The organism is Umezawaea sp., assembly GCF_057122925.1.
This window is the reverse complement of sequence record NZ_DBNGPQ010000179.1, coordinates 1-18,930: the sequence shown is the minus strand read 5'-3', so window position 1 is coordinate 18,930 and position 18,930 is coordinate 1. Positions and strand designations below refer to the sequence as shown.

Below are 18,930 nucleotides of genomic sequence, written 5' to 3'. Positions count from 1 at the left end.
CCTCTCTCAACCGGCCATGCTGAAGCGTTCGGCGTGCACCTGCTGCTTGGGGACCTTCAGCTCGCGGAGGCTGTCCACCACCGCGCGGGTCATCGCGGGCGGGCCGCAGACGAACACGTCGCGGTCGCGGATGTCGGGGACCATCCCGACCAGGCTGTGCGGGCCGAGCATCGGACCGCGGGGCGTCGGCGCGCTGGACGGCCCGGTGAGCAGGTGCAGGATCGCGCCGCGGGCGTGGGCGAGGCTGCGCAGCTCGTTCATCAGCACGGCGTCGTTCGGGTTGCTCACCCGGTACAGCACGACCACGTGGCCGCGGATCTCCTCCAGCAGCGCCCGGATCGGGGTGATCCCGACGCCGCCCGCGACGAGCACGGTGTTCGGCCGCGTGCGGTGCATCGACGTGAACGCGCCGTACGGGCCCTCGGCGAACACGCGGGTGCCGACCCGGATGCCGCGCAGGCTCGCGCTGCCCTCGCCGAGCGCCTTGGCCGTGAGCCGCAGCGAACGGCCGTCCGGCGCGGCGGACAGCGAGAACGGGTTGGCCTTGTACCAGCGGTCGGGGGTCAGGAAGCGCCACAGGAAGAACTGGCCCGCCCTGGCCGGGATCTTGTCCAGGTCCTTGCCCGTGATGTAGATCGACACCACGTTGTGGGCCTCCGGCACGACGGCGGCGACCCGCAGCCGGTGGCGCAGGTTGCGCCACAGCGGCAGCCCGAACCGGCCGACCACGACGGAGCCCAGCGCGAACGCCCACAGCCCCCACCAGTAGGCCGTGGCGGCGGGCGACGAGATGAACGTCGAGCCGATCGCGACCTGGTGGGTGAACGCCAGCACCACGGCCACGTAGGCGTAGAAGTGGATGAAGTGCCAGGTCTCGTAGGCCATCCGGCGCCGGGCGAACCGGGCGGACGCGCCGCCGATCACGATGATCAGCACCAGCGCGACGACGGCCCGCAGCACGCCCTCGACCGTGGTCGCCAGGTCGACGAACTGGTCGACCGGCGACAGCTCGGACTGCTGGGCCAGGCCGAGGGTGATGAACACGGCGTGCGCGACCAGCGTCCACAGCAGCGTGAAGCCGGTCCAGCGGTGCCACGTCGTCAGCCGGTCCATCCCGATCCTGCGGTCGAACCACGGCAGCCTGGCGATCAGCAGGAACTGGAACGCCATCGTCAGCGCGGCGTACAGGCCCGTGACGCGGCCGAGCAGGAGGAGCGCGTTCGTGCCGAACCCGCTCTGGGCGAAGAAGTAGGTCACGGCGACGACGTTGGCGCCCATCAGTGCGTACAGGCCGGTCCTGGCCACGGTCGCGGGGCTGGTGGTGCCGCCCGCCTGGACCTGCGTCGCGCCTGGCGGTGTCTGAACGGTGGTCACGGGCGTGCTCCTCTTGGCCGTTGTCTCCTCGCAGCTTGGTCGGCCCAGCTAAGCGCCGACTGAGCGGATGCTGTCGACTAGCTGTTGATCGGCCTGGAGGGGTCCGATCGCCTCGCCCCCGGAAGGGCGGTGCCTCACCATGTGCACGTGGACAAGGCCGATTCGGTTCGATTGCTCGTCGTCGACGACGAGCCGCACATCGCAGACCTGGTCGCCACGGTGGCCCGCTACGAGGGCTGGCAGGCCGTCACCGCGGGTAGCGGCGAGGCGGCGGTCAAGGGGGCCGTGGACTTCCACCCCGACATCGTGGTGCTCGACCTGATGCTCCCGGACATCGACGGGTTCTCCGTCCTGGACCGGCTGCGCGCGTCCGGCACGATGGTGCCCGTGGTGTTCCTCACCGCGCGGGACGGCACGGCCGACCGCGTCGCGGGGCTCACCAGGGGTGGCGACGACTACCTCGTGAAGCCGTTCTCCGTCGAGGAGCTGATGGCGCGGCTGCGAGCCGTCCTGCGCCGCAGCACCGGTCCGGCGTGGCAGCGGTCGGTGCTGAAGGTGGCGGACCTGGCGCTGGACGAGGACACCCGCGAGGTGCGGCGCGGCGGCCGGGTCGTCACGCTCACCCCCACCGAGTACGAGCTGCTGCGCTACCTGATGCGCCGCTCCCCCGCCGTGCTGACCAAGGCCCAGATCCTCGACCACGTGTGGGAGTACGACTTCGGCGGGCGCTCCAACGTGGTCGAGCTGGTCGTGTCGCACCTGCGGCGCAAGCTCGACGACGGCGAGGAGCCGTTGATCCACACCGTCCGCGGCGTCGGCTACGTGCTGCGACAGGCGTCTCCGTGAGGAAGGGGCTCCGGCCGCGCAAGCTCACCCTGGGCACGCGGCTGGTGCTGAGCCTCGGCGCGCTGGCCCTGGTCGTGTTCGCGGCCGTGGGCACGGTCATGTGGACCAGCATGCGGAGCTACCTCGACGGCAAGCTCGACGAGCAGATGCGGCTCGCGCAGATCGCCGAGACCGAGACGGTGAAGAACTACGGCACGGTGAAGAAGGTCCCGCAGGGCTGGTACTCGATCGTCTACACCGTCCAGGACGGGAAGGCCGAGCCCAAGAGCGGTGACCGGCCGAACGACCTCGACGAGCTGACCGAGGTCGCCAAGGAGGCCAGGGGCGGCGACGTGTACCGCACCGTCCACCTCTACGGCGAAGGCACGTACCGGGTGCGGGCGTGCGGGGTCGTCGACGGCGTGGTGCTGGTCAGCGCCGCGCCGACCGGCGACCGCGACAGCATCCTGCGGGAGCTGATCAGCCTGGAGGCCGTGGTCTTCCTGGCGGCGCTGGTCGCGTTCGTGCTGATCGGTCGGGGCGTGCTGCGGCGCGGGCTGCGGCCGTTGAGCGACATGGCCGACACCGCGCACACCATCTCGACCCGCGACCTCACCGACTCCGGGCGGCTGCCGGTGCGCGCCTCCGGCGAGGGCGGCGGCGTCGAGGTCGAGGAGCTGCGGACCGCGTTCAACACGATGCTCGACCACATCGACTCGTCGCTGGCCGCCCGCACGGCCGCCGAGCAGCGGCTGCGCCGGTTCGTCGCGGACGCCTCGCACGAGCTGCGCACCCCGCTGACGTCGCTGCGCGGCTACGCCGACCTGTTCCGCTACGCCGCCGCCAACGAGCCCGCGGAACGCGAGGCGCACCTGGAGAGGATGCGCGGCGAGGCGTCCAGGATGAGCCTGCTGCTGGACGACCTGCTGCTGCTCGCGCGCCTGGACTCCGCCGAGGTCGAGACGCCGCTGCGGCTCCAGGACGTGGACCTGGCCGAGCTGGCGTCGGACGCCGCGAGCGCGTTCACCGCCGCGTACCCCGACCACCCGCTGAGCACGGACCTCGGCACCGGTCGGGTCCGGCTGAGGGCCGACCCGATGCGGCTGCGGCAGGTGCTCGACAACCTGCTCACCAACGCCGCCGTGCACACGCCGCCGGGCACCGCCGTGTCGCTGGCGGTGTTCCGGACCGGCGTGGTCGTGGCCGACTCCGGCCCCGGCATCCCCGAGGCCGACCAGTCCCGCATCTTCGACCGCTTCTACCGCGTCGACGACTCCCGGACCCGCCAGCGCGGCGGCAGCGGGCTCGGGCTCGCCGTCGTGCACTCCCTGGTCGCCGCGCACGGCGGCACCGTCGAGCTGAGCGGCGAGCCCGGCCGCACCGCGTTCACCGTGCGACTAGACGGCGTGTGAGGGCGCCCAGAGGTCGATCCCGGACTCGACGGCGTGCTCGTCGATCGCCGTGATCTCGTCGTCGGTCAGCGGCGGCGCGTCCAGCGCCGCGACGTTGGCCTCCAGCTGCTCCACCGAGCTGGCGCCGATCAGCGCCGAGGTGACCCGCTGGTCCCGCAGCGCCCACGTGAGCGCGAGCTGAGCCAGCGACTGCCCGCGGCCTGCCGCGATCTCGTTCAGCGCCCGCACCCGCGCCAGGTTCTCGTCCGACAGCAGGTCCGTCGACAGCGACTTGCCCTGCGTGGCCCGCGACCCCTCCGGCACGCCGCCGAGGTACTTGTCGGTCAGCATCCCCTGGCCGAGCGGCGAGAACGCGATGCAGCCCGCGCCGATCTCCTCCAGCGCGTCCAGCAGCTCCGGCTCGATCCAGCGGTTCAGCATCGAGTACGACGGCTGGTGGATCAGCAGCGGCACACCGGCCTGCCGCAGCAGTTCAGCGGCTTCGCGGGTCTTCGTCGCCGAGTAGGACGAGATGCCGACGTAGAGCGCCTTGCCCTGCTGGACGGCGCTCACCAGCGCGCCGACGGTCTCCTCCAGCGGCGTCTCCGGGTCGAACCGGTGCGAGTAGAAGATGTCGACGTGGTCGAGCCCCATCCGCCCCAGCGACTGGTCCAGGGAGGACAGCAGGTACTTCCGCGAGCCGAAGTCGCCGTACGGACCGGGCCACATGTCGTAGCCGGCCTTCGTGGACACCACCAGCTCGTCCCGGTAGGGCCGCAGGTCGTCGACCAGCAGCCTGCCGAAGTTCGTCTCGGCCGACCCGTACGGCGGGCCGTAGTTGTTCGCCAGGTCGAAGTGCGTGATGCCGAGGTCGAACGCCCGCCGCACGATCGCCCGCCCCGACTCGTACGGCCGGTCGTCGCCGAAGTTGTGCCACAGGCCGAGCGAGATGGCGGGCAGCTTCAGTCCGCTGCGTCCGGACCTGCGGTAGGACATGCGGTCGTAGCGCGACTCTTCCGGGAGGTAGGCCATGCGTCCACGATGTCACGTCCACCGCGGACGAGCAGTCCTCGGGCTGACGCGGACGTGCCGCTCCTCCGCGGGACGTGCGGGAGGGACGGCCCAGGCGGTTCGCGACCGGGCGGGGTTGCCCGCACCCGGACGGTCCACCGGCACGGCGCAGGGCCGCGGTCGTGACTCGTCGGGCTCCACGACCAGGCGTTCGACCACCCCCGCGAAGCCCCGCGTGCCGCAGGCCGCGTGGGAGGGGGCCGATCCGGTCGTCGGTCCGGGACGGCCCGCGGAGGACGCTGGCCAGGGGTGGAGCCGGTGAGGGGACTTGAACCCCTAACCTTTCGCTTACAAGGCGAGTGCTCTGCCAATTGAGCTACACCGGCGCGGCCATGAGGCCTGGGACATCCTAAGCGCCCACAGGGGCTGTCACCTGCGGCGAACGTCGTGGACCAGGTGCGTGTCGACTGCTCCGAATGGAGTCACGGGCCACGTTCGGAGGTCTCCCGAAGAACGTGAAATCCCTGCACAGACCCCCTGACCACTACCACTCCATGATCAACTCTGCGTGACCGGATCCCCCTGCCTGGGTAATCCGTTCAGGGGTGTCCGACGACACAGACCGAAATGTGCAACGGTCGGGCGTGGCGACTCGATCCCCCACGGGACGAATCAGAGGAGGTGGCTCCGGGTGGGCCTCGGCAGTGCACGCCCCGCCTGGCTGCGCCGAACTCGGAAAATCGGCACTGACCAGCACGAACAGCGCACGGCGGTGTTCGGCCCCGAGCCGTTGGACGAGGCGACGGTGCACCTGGTGCTGGACCTGGCGCTGCGGGTCGGTGAGGCGCAGCTGGCCAGTGGCGTCGGAGCGGCGGACGTCACGGCCACCATCATCGACGTGACCGGCGCGTATGGCCTTCCCCACACCGAGGTGGATGTGACCTTCACCGCGATCACGGTGTGCTGCCACCGGGGCACCGAGGCCGCGCCGATCACCACCCTGCGGGTGGTGCGCTCGCGGAGCCTGGACTTCACCCGGCTCGCGGAGCTGGAGCACCTGATCGGCCGGATGAAGGCGGGCTCGGCGACGGCCCGCGACGCCTACGCCGAGCTTGACCGGATCACGACCGCGCCGCACCCGTACCCGCGCTGGGTCGCCACGGCGGCGTGGGCGGGCATGGCGGCGGCGGTCGCGGTGCTCGTGGGCGGCGGGCTGCTGCTGGCGCTGCTGGCCGCGGTCGTGACCGCGGTGATCGACCGGGTCGGGCGGCTGCTGAACCGGCGGAACCTGCCGTTCTTCTTCCAGCAGGTGGTCGGCGGCGGGCTGGCGACCGCGGTGGCGCTGGTGATGTACGCGACGGACCTGCTGCCGACCGTGCGGCCGTCGTTGCTGGTGGCGGTGGGCATCGTGGTGCTGCTGTCCGGCCTGTCGCTGGTCAGCACCGTGCAGGACGCGATCAGCGGCTACAACGTCACCGCGGCAGGCCGGACGATGGAGATCGTCCTGCTCACCGCGGGCCTGATCTCCGGGGTCGCGCTCGCGCTGCGGGCGGGCGTCCAGTTCGGCGTGCGGACCTCGATCGCCGAACCGCTGCCCGCGCTGATCACCGACGTGCCGGTGCAGTTCGCGGCGGGCTCGGCGACGTCGTTCTTCTTCGCGATGGCGAGCTACGCCCAGCCGAGGGCGCTGCTGGTGGCGGCCGTCGCGGGCGCGGTGGGCACGACGTCGTTCGGCCTGCTGGCGGTGACGGGGACCAACGCGATCACCAGCTCGGCGGTCGCGGCCACGCTCGTCGGGTTCGGCGGCGCGGTCCTGTCGCGGCGGCTGAGGATCCCGACGCTGGTCGTCTCGGTCGCGGGGATAACGCCGCTGCTGCCCGGCTGGACGGTCTACCGGGGGCTGTACCAGCTCACGGCCGAAGGTGACTCCGAAGGCCTGTCGACGCTCGTGCTGGCGACCGGCGTCGCACTGGCCCTGGCGGGTGGCGTCGTGCTCGGCGAGCACCTCGCCCGGCCCGTGCGCAGCGGGCTGAGCCTGCTCGAACGGCGGTTCGTGACGACGCGCACCGCGTCGAGTCGGGTGAACTCGGTGTGACGGCCGCGACGGGAGGGCATTCCCCGAGGTACCGGCCCTCTACCCTCGGGCTGGGCGAATCGAGCACAGGAGGCGCGTTTCCGGTGAGCGGCATTGGCGAGAACGGGGCGGATTTCCTGGTAGTGGCGAACCGCCTCCCGGTCGACCTCGAACGGCTTCCCGACGGCACCGAGCGGTGGAAGCACAGCCCCGGCGGACTGGTCAGCGCGCTGGAACCGTTCCTGCGCACGCACAGCGGCGCGTGGATCGGCTGGCCCGGTGTCGCGGACGCCGAGGTCGAGGCGTTCGAGGAGGCAGGCCTCCAGCTCCACCCGGTGCGGTTGAGCGCCGACGAGGTCCAGGACTACTACGAGGGTTTCTCCAACGGCACCCTCTGGCCCCTCTACCACGACGTGGTCGCGCCCCCGGCGTTCCACCGGCACTGGTGGAACGCCTACACGCGGGTCAACCAGCGCTTCGCCGACGCGACCGCGAAGGTCGCCGCCCAGGGCGCGACGGTGTGGGTGCAGGACTACCAGCTGCAACTCGTCCCGGCGATGCTGCGCGAGCAGCGACCCGACCTGAAGATCGGCTTCTTCCTGCACATCCCGTTCCCCCCGGTCGAGCTGTTCATGCAGCTCCCGTGGCGCACGGAGATCATCCGCGGGCTCCTCGGCGCGGACCTGGTCGGCTTCCACCGGCCCGGCGGCGCGCAGAACTTCCTCTGGCTGGCCCGCCGCCTCGTCGGCCTGGAGCCCAGCCGCGGCGCGGTCGGCGTGCGCACCCGGCCCGGTGTCGTGCAGGTCGGCGACCGCACGGTGCGGGTGGGCGCGTTCCCGATCTCGATCGACTCGGCCGGGCTGGACTCGCTGGCGCGCCGCAAGGACGTGCAGGCGAGGGCCAAGCAGATCCGGTCCGACCTCGGGAACCCGAAGAAGATCTTGCTCGGGGTGGACCGCCTCGACTACACCAAGGGCATCGACGTCCGGCTGCGGGCGCTGCACGAGCTGCTGGAGAACGGCCGGATCGACCCGGAGGACGTGGCGATGGTGCAGCTCGCCACCCCGAGCCGCGAGCGCGTCGAGCACTACAAGCAGATGCGGGGCGACATCGAGCAGATCGTGGGCAGGATCAACGGGGAGTTCGCCAGGGTGGGGAGGCCGGTCGTGCACTACCTGCACCAGTCGGTCGACCGCGAGGAGCTGGCCGCGTTCTTCAGCGCGGCCGACGTCATGGTGGTGACCCCGGTGCGCGACGGCATGAACCTCGTCTGCAAGGAGTACGTGGCGACGAGGTACGACCTCGGTGGTTCACTGGTGCTCAGCGAGTTCGCCGGAGCAGCCGCGGAACTGACGAGCGCGTACCTGGTCAACCCCCACGACCTGGACGGGGTCAAGAACGCCCTGGAGTCCGCCCTCACCATCGACCCCGCCGAAGGCCGCCGTAGGATGCGCGCCCTGCGACGCCAAGTTCTGACCCATGACGTCGACCGTTGGGCGCGGTCGTTCCTCGAAGCTCTAGGCACGCAGACCGCGATCTGAACCACTTCAGACCACATGACCTGTCCCATCGAAGAGACTGAGGAGGGGCGTTGACCGCCGAGGCCCTCCCCGCGGACCTGCGCCGAGCGATCGTGCAGTTGGCTCGCACCCCACGACTGCTGGTGGCGTGCGACTACGACGGGACACTTGCACCGATCGTCGCCGATCCCGAACAGGCCCGCCCGCTGCCCGAGTCCGTGGGTGCGCTGCGCTCGCTGGCCGGGCTCCACGAGACCACCACGACAGTCATCTCCGGCCGCGCCCTGCGGGACCTCGCGACGCTCTCGCGGCTCCCGTCCGAGGTGCACCTGGTCGGATCCCACGGCTCCGAGTTCGACGTCGGCTTCGTGCACGCGCTCGACGCCGACGCCAAGGCGCTGCACCGCAGGCTCGAAGCGGAGCTGGAGCAGCTGGTAGCGGGCAACGAGGGCGTGGGCCTGGAGGTCAAGCCCGCCAGCATCGCCGTGCACGTCCGCCGCGCCGAGGCCTCGATCGGCCAGTCCGTGCTCGACGCGGTCCGCTCCGGGCCGTGCACGTGGGACGGCGTCCACGTCACCGAGGGCAAGGCCGTCGTCGAGCTGGCCGTCGTGCAGACCGACAAGGGCCACGCCCTCGACGTGCTGCGCCACCGGGTCGGCGCGACCGCCGCGGTCTTCGTCGGCGACGACGTGACCGACGAGAAGGCGTTCGCCCGGCTGTCCGGGCCGGACGTCGGCATCAAGGTCGGCGAGGGCGAGTCCCTGGCCGAGTACACGATCGACGACACGACCGACGTCGCCACGGTGCTGGCGTTCCTCCTGGAGGAGCGGCGGAACTGGCTGCACGGCGACCAGGCCGTGCCGATCGAGCGGCTGACGATGCTCGCCAACGAGCGGTCCGTCGCGCTGGTCACGCCCGACGCGCGGATCAACTGGCTGTGCCACCCGGAGCCGGACTCGGCCGCGGTCTTCGCGGACCTGCTCGGCGGCCCCGAGGCAGGCCACTTCTCGATCAAGCCCGAGCACGGCTCGCTGCCCCTGGGCCAGCGCTACGTGCCCGGAACCATGATCGTGGAGACCCGGTGGTCCCGACTGCTCGTGTCGGACTACCTGGACCACTTCAGCGCCTCGCACCGCACGGACCTGGTCCGGCGGATCAGCGGCTCCACCAACGCGGTGATCACGTTCGCGCCGCGGCCGGAGTTCGGCCAGGTGCCCGTGCGGCTGCTGCGCGAGCGCGACGGCCTGCGCGTGGTCGGCACGTCCGACCCGATGGTGCTGCGGTCCCCCGGCGTCGACTGGGAGATCACCTCGGACGGCCTCCAGGAGACCGCTCGCGCGGTCGTCCGGCCGCGCGAGGGCGCCCCGGTCCTCCTCGAACTGCGCTGCGGCACGGACGACCTGTCCGACGCCACGCTCAGCGAGGCCGACCGCCGGGAGCGCGCGGGCGCGTACTGGTCGGACTGGGCGGCGACGCTCAAGCTCCCGCCGTTGCAGACCGAACTGGTGTCGCGCTCGGCGCTGACGCTCAAGGGCCTCGTGCACGCCGACACCGGCGCCATCATGGCGGCCGCGACGACGTCGCTGCCCGAGGAGCTGGGCGGCATCCGCAACTGGGACTACCGCTACTGCTGGCTGCGGGACGCGGCGCTGACCGCCCAGGCGCTGGTGTCGGTGGGCTCCACGGTCGAGGCCGAGGCGTTCCTGGGCTGGGTGCACGGCGTCCTCGCCACGCTCCCCGGTCCGGAGCGGCTGCACCCGCTGTACACGTTGCAGGGCACGATGCTCGGTGCCGAAGCCGTGATCGACACCCTCCCCGGCTACGCCGGGTCCCGCCCGGTCCGCGTGGGCAACCTCGCGAACCAGCAGGTCCAGCTCGACGTGTTCGGCCCCGTGGTCGACCTCGTCGTGGCGCTGGCGGAGGCGCGCGGCTCGGTGACCGACCAGGACTGGCTGATGGTGCAGGCCATGGCCGAGGCCGTCGCCCGCCGCTGGCACGAGCCCGACCACGGCATCTGGGAGGAGCGGCACGCGCCGCGCCACCACGTGTACTCCAAGGTCATGTGCTGGGTCACGATCGACCGCGCGGTGAAGCTGGCGGAGGCCTACGGCCGCACGGTCGACCCGTCGTGGCCGGTCCTGCGGGACACGATCTCCACCGACGTGCTGAAGAACGGGTGGAAGGACGAGGCCCAGTCCTTCACCACCGCGTACGACGACTACGACCTCGACGCGGCGTCGTTGCACGTGGGTCTGTCGGGTCTGATCGACCCGGCGGACGAGCGCTTCCAGTCCACCGTGACGGCGATCGAGGCCGAGCTGCGCAGCGGCTCGACCGTCTACCGCTACCGGCGCGACGACGGCCTCCCCGGCGACGAGGGCGGCTTCCACCTGTGCGCGGCCTGGATGATCGAGGCCTACCTGCTCACCGGCAGGCGCACTGAGGCCGAGGAGCTGTTCGCGCAGATGGTCGACGCGGCGGGCCCCACCGGTCTGCTGCCCGAGGAGTACGACCCGGTCGCCGAGCGCTCGCTGGGCAACCACCCGCAGGCGTACAGCCACCTGGGCCTGATCCGCTGCGCCCAGCTGCTGTCGGCGGAGTAGGACCCGCTCGTCCCGAAGGCCCTCACGGCGACGCCGTGGGGGCCTTCGGCGTTTCCGTTGAACCGTTCTCGACGCCGGTCCGTGTGGGAGGTGCCCACCCCGACGCCGGAGAGCAAGCGAGGACCAGCGATGGACGACGACCGCCACGGCCACCAGCTCCGCCCCACCCGCGCCCGCCGCTCCTCCCGCTCGGCCACGGGCCGCTCCACGGGCCGCTCGACGACCCCCAAGGGCCGCCCGGACGCCACCAGCAGCCGGTAGGCCGCCTCACTTCCCCTTGTTCAGCCCCAGCACGTCCAGCGCCGTGAAGAGGTCGTGCGCCACCAGTGCCCGGACCCCGTCCGGCAGCGGTCCGGCGTCCGGCGGCACCAGCGCCTTGGTGAAGCCCAGCCTGAGCGCCTCCGCTAGCCGCTTGCCGACGCCGTTGACGCGGCGGATCTCACCCGCCAGGCCGACCTCCCCCAGCACCACCAGGTCGGCGGGCAGGGCGATCTCGCGTTCCGCGGACGCCACGGCGAGGACCACGGCCAGGTCGGCCGCGGGTTCGGTGAGCTTCATGCCGCCCACGGTCGCGGTGAACACGTCCTTCTGGAACAGGTTGACCTTGCCGCGCTTCTCCAGCACGGCCAGCGCCATCGCGATCCGGGCGGAGTCCAGGCCGCTGACCGCGCGGCGGGGCGCGGGGAGGTTCGTCTTCGCCACGAGGGCCTGCACCTCGCCGAGCATGGGCCGCTTGCCCTCCACGATGACCGTCACGGCCGTGCCCTCCACGGCCTGGTCGCGGCGGCTCAGGAACAGCCCTGACGGGTCGGGGACGCCCACGATGCCGTCGTCGCGCAGCTCGAAGCAGCCGACCTCGTCGGCCGCGCCGTAGCGGTTCTTGATGCCCCGCAGCAGCCGCAGCGTGGAGTGCCGGTCGCCCTCGAACTGGAGGACCACGTCGACCAGGTGCTCCAGCACCCTCGGCCCGGCCACGGAGCCGTCCTTGGTGACGTGGCCGACCAGCACGACCGGCAGGTTGCGCTCCTTGGCGAGCGCGATCAGGCCCGCGGCCACCGTCCGCACCTGGCTGACGCCGCCCGCGACGCCGTCGACGTTCATCGACGACATGGTCTGCACCGAGTCGATGATCAGCAGGCTGGGTTTGACCTCGTCGACCTGCCCGAGGACGGCGGACAGGTCGCTCTCGGCGGCCAGGTACATCTCGCCGTGCAGGTTGCCGGTCCGCTCGGCCCGCAGCCGCACCTGGCCCGCGGACTCCTCACCGGTCAGGTAGAGGCTCCGGCCGACCTTCGACGACCACTGGTAGGCGACCTCCAGCAGCAGCGTCGACTTGCCGACGCCCGGCTCGCCCGCCATGAGCACGACGGCGCCGGGCACGATGCCCCCGCCGAGCACCCGGTCCAGCTCGTCCACGCCGGTCTTCGTGGCCCGCGCCGACTCGATGTCGACCTCACCGATGGGCCGCGCCCTGGACGTGGGCGCCCCGGCCACGATCCGGGCCAGCGGTGTGGCCGACCCGCGCTCCTCGACGCTCCCCCAGGCCTGGCACTCGGAGCACCGACCGACCCACTTGGCGAACTCGAACCCGCACTCGGCACACCGGTACTGCGGACGCGCGGCACGAACCTTGTTTGGCACACCCGAGACGGTAGAACACCCCACCGACACGAAAACCCCGCCCACGAGGACGGGGCCCTCCAGCGCGAGGCCGCGTCGGTAGGTCGGTTCCCATTTTTTTCGAGCAGGGCAGGGACGAAGTCTCTGCCCTGCTCGAAAAAGATCGGGGCCGACGTGCCGACTGATGGCGGCCGAGCCGCCGCGACGTAGTCGCGGCCAAGTCTCAGTGCTCGGTCTTGCCCTCGGGCCGGGGCTTGGGGTCGGCGCCGATGGGCAGGTCGAGGGTGATCGGACCGGCCTTCTCGAACAGCAGCGTCACCTTCGCGGTGTGGCCGGGGCGGAGTTCCTTGGTCAGCTTGACCACGATCTGGACCTTGCCGAGCACCGTGGGCTCGGCGGAGGAGGTCGGCCGGTTGGAGGCCGGGGTCGACACGCCGCTGGTCGGGGAGCTGCTGCCCGTGACCGACGAGGTGGCGGAGGACGGCGATCCGGTGGTCGACGGCGCCCCGGTCGTCGACGAGGAGTCGGACGAGGAGGACGGAGCCGAGGAGGACGGAGCCGACGAGCTGCCCGAGGGGGCGGAGGTCGCGGTCACCGAGGGCGTGGAGTGGGCGCTGCCGCTGCGGTCGAGGTCGGCGAACAGGGACGCGACGGAGGTCTGCGGCTCCAGGTCGACGTCGCCGCTCAGCTCGGCCGTGCCGACCTCGCCGGAGACGGAGAGGAGCTTGTCCGCGTCGGTGCCGTTGTTCACGATCGTCACGACGACGGGGGCCTCGTCGCCCGCCTGGTAGTCGTGGCCCGAGACCGGGAAGGCGAACTGCGCGTCGCGCACCGCGATGGAGCCGACGTTGCCCGAGGCGCCGTCGACCGTGGCGACCTGGGTGTCGGTCTGCGTGACCTGCCCCGCGCTGCACCCGGCGAGCGCGAGCCCGAGGCCCGTTGCGAGCGCGACCACGACGGCGAGACGGGACTTCTGCTCTGCGCGACCCACGGCTGCAGGATCCTTCCTGGTGTACGGCGAGAGGGTCCGCCCTGGAAACCGGGCCGACCACCGGTGCAGGAGCCTAACGGGGTGGCGTCGGACGGGCCGAACGTGGTGCCCCGGAGGGCGCGTTCGGCCCCACCTGGGACGTGAGCGGAGAGCGTCCGACCATAGGTGTGGCACGTCAACAGGTGGTTTGTCAACCCCCCGCATGGCCCTGACCAGCCATTACCCAACTCCGGAGGCCGGTGAGGGGATTGCCCGGCGTGTTAGGATGGGGGTAGCGAAAGGGGCAGAGGACACATGGTTTTCAAGGTCGGAGAGACCGTCGTCTACCCGCACCACGGTGCCGCTCTCATCGAAGCGATCGAGACCCGTGTGATCAAGGGCGAGGAGAAGAAGTACCTCGTCCTGAAGGTCGCACAAGGCGACCTCACGGTTCGCGTGCCCGCTGACAACGCCGAGATCGTAGGCGTGCGCGACGTTGTCGGCCAAGAGGGTCTCGACAAAGTCTTCGAGGTCTTGCGTGCTCCCCACACCGAGGAGCCGACCAACTGGTCGCGGCGGTACAAGGCAAACCTTGAGAAGCTCGCCTCCGGCGACGTGAACAAGGTGGCCGAAGTGGTGCGTGATCTCTGGCGGCGCGAGAAGGATCGCGGTCTGTCCGCGGGCGAGAAGCGGATGCTGGCGAAGGCTCGGCAGATACTGGTTAGCGAACTGGCGCTGGCCGAGGGCACCGACGAGGACAAGGCTGAGGTCCTCCTCGACGAGGTCCTCGCTACCGCGTCCTGATCGCACGAACTCCACTCGGACCGCGGACGTGAGTGTTGTCGCGCTCGTGCCCGCGGCCGGTCGGGGTGAGCGTCTCGGCTACGGCATGGCCAAGGCGCTCGTGCCGGTCAACGGGGTTCCGCTTCTGGTTCGTGCCGTGCGCGGCCTGCTCGACGCGGGGTGCGTGCAACACGTGGTAGTCGCTGCCCCACCGTCCGATGTGGACACGATGTGCACCGTGACCGCCTCGCTGGCTTCGGCCGGCGGGGCGGTGCACGTGCTTGCGGGGGGTGCCGAGCGCACCGACTCCGTTCGTCTCGCGTTGGAGTACGCACTCCGTGAGATCCCCGACACCCGGATCGTGCTCGTCCACGACGCCGCCCGCGCGTTCACGCCCGGCGAGGTCGTCCGGCGGGTCGTCGAGGCCGTCGAGGCGGGTCGTCCCGCCGTCATCCCGGTGCTGCCGATGGCCGACACCGTCAAGCAGGTCGACGCGGGCGGCGTGGTCGTCGCCACCCCGGACCGCTCGGCGCTGCGGATCGTGCAGACCCCCCAGGGCTTCACCGCCGACGTGCTGCTGCGCGCCCACGCGTCGGGCGTGCGGGCCACCGATGACGCCGGCCTCGTGGAACGCCTCGGTGTGGCGGTCACCACCGTCGCGGGGCACCCGAACGCCATGAAGATCACCACACCGTTCGACCTCGCTGTCGCCGAGGCGCTGCTCACCGGAGGAACCACTTGAGGGTCGGCATCGGCACCGACGTGCACCCCGTCGAGGCGGGTCGCGACTGCTGGGTCGCGGGGCTGCTCTGGGAGGGCGTCGACGGCTGCGAGGGCCACTCCGACGGCGACGTGGCCGCGCACGCCCTGTGCGACGCGCTCCTGTCCGCCGCGGGGCTGGGCGACCTGGGCGCCGTGTTCGGCACCAGCGACCCCCGCTGGTCCGGCGCGCGCGGTGTGACGCTCCTCAAGGAGGTCCGCAGGCTCGTCGAGGAGTCCGGCTACCGCGTCGGCAACGCCGCCGTGCAGGTCATCGGCAACAACCCGAAGATCGGCAAGCGGCGCGCCGAGGCCGAGTCGACCCTCTCGGAGGCCGTCGGCGGCCCGGTCTCGGTGTCCGGCACCACGACCGACGGCCTCGGTCTCACCGGTCGCGGCGAGGGCATCGCCGCCATCGCGACCGCGCTGGTCGTGGTCGCGTGATCCTCAACGACGCCGTCCGCGCCCTCCTGGACGCCCGGAACTACGCCGTGCTCTGCACCACGAACCCCGACGGCAGCCCGCAGTCGTCCGTGATCTGGGTCATCCGCGACGGTGACGACCTGCTGTTCTCCACCCTCGAGGACCGCCGCAAGGAGCGGAACCTCCGCCGCGACCCCAGGGCCAGCGTCAGCGTCTTCGACCTCGCCGACCCCGAGGTGTACGCCGAGGTCCGCGGCACGGTCACCATCACCGAGGACGAGGGCCTGGTCGTCGGCCACGCCCTGTCCCGGAAGTACACCGGTCAGGACCACGAGCCGGCCCCCGAGGGCCACGTCCGCGTCGTCCTCCGCCTGACGCCCACGAAGGTCACCGGCCACGTCGCGTAGGTCGCCCTGCCGAAGCCGTCACAAACGCTCCCCAACATGGTCCAGACCAACATAGGTTGAGGGGCATGGCCCTCCGCGCGGTGCTCTTCGACTTCTCCGGCACGCTCTTCCGCCTCGAACACGACGCGCTGGAGGAGCACGGCGACCTGATGCGCGCGCTCACCGCGCCGGTCGGCGTGGCCGAGGGGCTGACGCCGGAGATGGAGGAGCTCTGGCTGCGGCGCGACCTCGACGCCGAGGTGCACCGGGACGTCCACGTCGTCGCGCTCCGGGCCGCCGGGCTGACCGAGCCGGGCGCGGCGCTCGCGTTCTACGAGCGGCTGGTCAGCGCGGCCTACTGGCGGGCGTACCCGGACACCGTCGAGGCGCTGCGCACGGTGTCCGAGGCAGGCCTGCGGGTGGCCGTGGTGAGCAACACGGGCTGGAACGTCCGGGCCGTGCTGGACCGCTTCGGGGTCAGCCACCTGGTCGACGAGGTCGTCCTCTCCTACGAGGAGGGGCTGATCAAACCGGACCCGAAGATCTTCCTGCTGGCGTGCGAGCGGCTGCGGGTCGACCCGTCCGAGGTGCTGATGGTCGGCGACAGCGAGGAGGCCGACGGCGGGGCCGCCGCGGTGGGGAGCAGGGTGGCGATCGTCGAGCCGCTGCGGACGGCCGAGCGGCCTACCGCGCTGGTCGACTCGCTGCGGAAGCACGGCATTATCCCCGTTTGAGCGGTCGATTCACCCCGCTCACGCCTTCGCCCGTACCATTCGTGATGTGAGCCTCCACCTGTACGACACCGCGACCCGGTCCATGCGGGAGTTCCACCCGCTGGTCAACGGTACGGCGTCGATCTACGTGTGTGGGGCGACCGTGCAGGGCGTACCCCACATCGGCCACGTGCGCAGCGGTCTGAACTTCGACGTGCTGCGCCGCTGGCTCGCGCGCGGCGGCGCCGACGTGCGGCTGGTGCGCAACGTCACGGACATCGACGACAAGATCCTCGCCAAGGCAGCCGAGCACGGCAGGCCGTGGTGGGAGTGGGCGCTCACGCACGAGCGCGCGTTCGAGGACGCCTACGACGCGCTCGGCTGCCTGCCGCCGTCGTACGCGCCGCGCGCGACCGGCCACGTGACGCAGATGGTCGACCTGATGCGGCGGCTCATCGACGGGGGGCACGCGTACGCGGCGGGCGGCGACGTCTACTTCGCGGTGCGCTCGTTCCCCGAGTACGGGGCGCTGTCGGGGCAGAAGCTCGACGAGGTGTTCCAGGGCGAGGGCGAGGTGCGCGGCAAGCGCGACCCCCGCGACTTCACCCTGTGGAAGGGCGCGAAGCCCGGCGAGCCGTCGTGGCCGACGCCGTGGGGCGCGGGCCGTCCCGGCTGGCACCTCGAGTGCTCGGCGATGGCGACGGAGTACCTCGGCAGCGAGTTCGACATCCACGGCGGCGGCATCGACCTGGTCTTCCCGCACCACGAGAACGAGCAGGCGCAGTCGCGGGCGGTCGGCGACGGCTTCGCCCGGTACTGGATGCACAACGCCTGGGTCACCATGAGCGGCGAGAAGATGTCCAAGTCTCTCGGCAACGTGGTGTCGATCCCGGAGATGCTGAACCGGGTGCGCGCGCCCGAGCTGCGCTACTACCTCGTGACGCCGCACTACCGGTCGACCATCGAGTACTCCGAGGGCGCGCTGGAGGAGTCGGTGTCGGCGTACCGCCGCATCGAGTCGTTCCTGCGCCGCGTCGTCCAGCGGACCGGCGTCGTCTCGCTCAGCGGGGAGCTGTGCCCGGAGTTCGTCACCGCGATGGACTCCGACCTCGGCACCCCGCTCGCGGTCGGCGCGCTGCACAACAAGGTCCGCGAGGGCAACTCGGCGCTGGACGCGGGTGACGACGAGGCCGCGCGGGAAGCCGCGGGCTGCGTGCGCGGAATGGCCGACCTCCTGGGGCTGGACCCGTTGTCCCCCAAGTGGAACGAGGCCACCAGCACGGACACCGGTGCCCGCCAGGCCCTCGTGGCGCTGGTGGCGCACGTCTTGGAAGAACGCCTGCAGGCCCGCAAGGACCGGGACTTCGCCAGGGCGGACGCGTTGCGCGACCGCTTGAAGGCCGCAGGGATCGCCGTCGAGGACAACCCCGACGGTTCGCAGTGGACATTGAGGGACGACTGAGCTCGTGGCTGGTAACTCCAAGCGCAAGGGCGCGATGCGCAACCCCGGTTCGAAGAAGGGTGCCGTCGTCGGCTCCGGCGGGCAGAAGTCCAAGGGCCTCCAGGGTCGTGGCCCGACCCCGAAGGCCGTAGAGCGCCCGAACCACCCGGCCTACCGCCGGGCGACGAACGCGGCCAAGGCGGCGAACACCGAAAAGGCCAGGGCCCGCCGCAAGAACGAGGGCCAGGCCGAAACCGTCGCGGGCCGCAACCCGGTCGTGGAGTGCCTGCGCGCGGGCATCCCCGCGACGGCGCTGTACGTCGCCATCGGCATCGACTCCGACGACCGCGTGGCCGAGTCGGTCGCCCTGGCGGCGGACCGCGGCATCTCCGTGCTGGAGGTGACCCGCGGTGAACTGGACCGCATCACCGGCGGCGCCCTCCACCAGGGCCTGGGCCTCCAGGTCCCGCCGTTCAGCTACGCCCACCCGGACGACCTGCTGGAGTTCACCCGCCAAACCCGCGACCAGCCGCTGCTGGTCGCCTTGGACGGCGTCACGGACCCCCGCAACCTGGGCGCGGTCGTCCGCTCCGCGGCGGCCTTCGGCGCACAGGGCGTCCTGCTGCCGCAACGGCGCTCGGCCAGCATCACCGCGGTCGCCTGGCGCTCCAGCGCGGGCACGGCGGCCAAGGTGCCGATCGCCATGGCGACGAACCTGACCCGCACCCTCCGCGACTGGGCGGACGAGGGCTTCATGATCGTCGGCCTCGACGCGGACGGCGACGTGGACGTGGACGGCCTGGAACTGGCAACGGGCCCGCTGGTGGTGGTCGTCGGCTCAGAGGGCCGAGGCCTCTCCCGCCTGGTCAAGGAGACCTGCGACCAAACGGTCTCGATCCCCATGGCGGCAGGAGTCGAGTCCCTCAACGCCTCGGTGGCGGCGGGCGTGGTACTGGCGGAAGTAGCCCGCAGGCGCCGAGCAGCCACCAAGGCCTAACAGCACAACCACAACAGACGCACAGCCGGGCGGTCGCCCG

The 18,930-nt window shown here is 71.6% G+C and carries 17 protein-coding genes and 1 tRNA gene; 13 read left to right on the top strand and 5 right to left on the bottom strand.

Annotation, left to right across the window (positions count from 1 at the left end; translation table 11 throughout):
• Window positions 1-6 precede the first annotated feature (6 nt).
• On the bottom strand, window positions 7-1,374 hold the full coding sequence (locus tag AC156L_RS39975) for a ferredoxin reductase family protein (RefSeq protein ID WP_414720109.1): 1,368 nt from the start codon (window positions 1,372-1,374) through the stop codon (window positions 7-9).
• Between the two features lie 147 nt (window positions 1,375-1,521).
• Here AC156L_RS39975 and AC156L_RS39970 point away from each other — a divergent pair, with 147 nt between their 5' ends.
• Together AC156L_RS39970 and AC156L_RS39965 are read left to right on the top strand one after the other, a co-directional pair.
• A complete protein-coding gene (locus tag AC156L_RS39970; RefSeq protein ID WP_330882484.1) occupies window positions 1,522-2,220 on the top strand; it encodes a response regulator transcription factor in 699 nt (232 codons plus the stop codon).
• Window positions 2,217-3,611 (top strand): sensor histidine kinase, encoded by a 1,395-nt coding sequence (locus tag AC156L_RS39965; protein WP_330882486.1) that lies wholly within the window; start codon window positions 2,217-2,219, stop codon window positions 3,609-3,611. Before AC156L_RS39970 ends, AC156L_RS39965 begins: the two co-directional genes overlap by 4 nt.
• Here the strand turns inward: AC156L_RS39965 and mgrA are convergent.
• Both mgrA and AC156L_RS39955 read right to left on the bottom strand, forming a co-directional pair.
• A complete protein-coding gene (mgrA, locus tag AC156L_RS39960) occupies window positions 3,597-4,622 on the bottom strand; it encodes an L-glyceraldehyde 3-phosphate reductase (RefSeq protein WP_330882488.1) in 1,026 nt (341 codons plus the stop codon). The two genes, AC156L_RS39965 and mgrA, sit on opposite strands and share 15 nt — an antisense overlap.
• Before the next feature lie 289 nt (window positions 4,623-4,911).
• Window positions 4,912-4,987 (bottom strand) — tRNA-Thr (locus AC156L_RS39955).
• Between the two features lie 386 nt (window positions 4,988-5,373).
• Here AC156L_RS39955 and AC156L_RS39950 point away from each other — a divergent pair.
• The 4 genes from AC156L_RS39950 to AC156L_RS39935 all read left to right on the top strand — a co-directional run bounded on the left by AC156L_RS39950 (window position 5,374) and on the right by AC156L_RS39935 (window position 11,059).
• Entirely contained in the window at window positions 5,374-6,696 is a 1,323-nt protein-coding gene (locus tag AC156L_RS39950) for a threonine/serine exporter family protein (protein WP_330882490.1), read from the top strand.
• Window positions 6,697-6,779: 83 nt separating this feature from the next.
• A complete protein-coding gene (locus tag AC156L_RS39945) occupies window positions 6,780-8,216 on the top strand; it encodes an alpha,alpha-trehalose-phosphate synthase (UDP-forming) (protein WP_330882492.1) in 1,437 nt (478 codons plus the stop codon).
• Between the two features lie 50 nt (window positions 8,217-8,266).
• Window positions 8,267-10,798 carry a trehalose-phosphatase gene (otsB, locus tag AC156L_RS39940; protein ID WP_330882494.1) on the top strand — a complete coding sequence of 844 codons (2,532 nt, stop codon included), beginning with the start codon at window positions 8,267-8,269 and terminating at the stop codon, window positions 10,796-10,798.
• A gap of 129 nt (window positions 10,799-10,927) precedes the next feature.
• Window positions 10,928-11,059 carry a hypothetical protein gene (locus tag AC156L_RS39935; RefSeq protein WP_330882496.1) on the top strand — a complete coding sequence of 44 codons (132 nt, stop codon included), beginning with the start codon at window positions 10,928-10,930 and terminating at the stop codon, window positions 11,057-11,059.
• Between the two features lie 6 nt (window positions 11,060-11,065).
• Here AC156L_RS39935 and radA read toward each other — a convergent pair whose 3' ends face one another.
• Window positions 11,066-12,439, bottom strand: a complete 1,374-nt coding sequence (radA, locus tag AC156L_RS39930; protein WP_330882498.1) for a DNA repair protein RadA — start codon at window positions 12,437-12,439, stop codon at window positions 11,066-11,068.
• A gap of 202 nt (window positions 12,440-12,641) precedes the next feature.
• A complete protein-coding gene (locus tag AC156L_RS39925; protein WP_330882500.1) occupies window positions 12,642-13,409 on the bottom strand; it encodes a hypothetical protein in 768 nt (255 codons plus the stop codon).
• A 294-nt stretch (window positions 13,410-13,703) separates the two neighbouring features.
• Here AC156L_RS39925 and AC156L_RS39920 point away from each other — a divergent pair, with 294 nt between their 5' ends.
• The 7 genes from AC156L_RS39920 (at window position 13,704) to rlmB (ending at window position 18,890) form a co-directional block, all read left to right on the top strand.
• A complete protein-coding gene (locus AC156L_RS39920; protein WP_012782996.1) occupies window positions 13,704-14,192 on the top strand; it encodes a CarD family transcriptional regulator in 489 nt (162 codons plus the stop codon).
• Between the two features lie 28 nt (window positions 14,193-14,220).
• The gene (ispD, locus tag AC156L_RS39915) at window positions 14,221-14,913 is read left to right on the top strand and encodes a 2-C-methyl-D-erythritol 4-phosphate cytidylyltransferase (RefSeq protein WP_330882505.1); all 693 of its coding nucleotides are present in this window, start codon (window positions 14,221-14,223) and stop codon (window positions 14,911-14,913) included.
• Complete coding sequence (gene ispF, locus AC156L_RS39910) at window positions 14,910-15,374, top strand: 2-C-methyl-D-erythritol 2,4-cyclodiphosphate synthase (protein WP_330882507.1); 465 nt, start codon at window positions 14,910-14,912, stop codon at window positions 15,372-15,374. Before ispD ends, ispF begins: the two co-directional genes overlap by 4 nt.
• Entirely contained in the window at window positions 15,374-15,760 is a 387-nt protein-coding gene (locus AC156L_RS39905; protein ID WP_330882517.1) for a PPOX class F420-dependent oxidoreductase, read from the top strand. Before ispF ends, AC156L_RS39905 begins: the two co-directional genes overlap by 1 nt.
• Window positions 15,761-15,825: 65 nt before the next feature.
• Window positions 15,826-16,473, top strand: coding sequence for an HAD family hydrolase (locus AC156L_RS39900; RefSeq protein WP_330882509.1), 648 nt, complete (start codon window positions 15,826-15,828; stop codon window positions 16,471-16,473).
• Window positions 16,474-16,519: 46 nt separating this feature from the next.
• Window positions 16,520-17,914: a cysteine--tRNA ligase gene (gene cysS / locus AC156L_RS39895; protein WP_330882511.1), complete on the top strand. Its 1,395-nt coding sequence runs from the start codon at window positions 16,520-16,522 to the stop codon at window positions 17,912-17,914.
• Window positions 17,915-17,918: 4 nt separating this feature from the next.
• Window positions 17,919-18,890 carry a 23S rRNA (guanosine(2251)-2'-O)-methyltransferase RlmB gene (rlmB, locus tag AC156L_RS39890; protein ID WP_330882513.1) on the top strand — a complete coding sequence of 324 codons (972 nt, stop codon included), beginning with the start codon at window positions 17,919-17,921 and terminating at the stop codon, window positions 18,888-18,890.
• Window positions 18,891-18,930 lie beyond the last annotated feature (40 nt).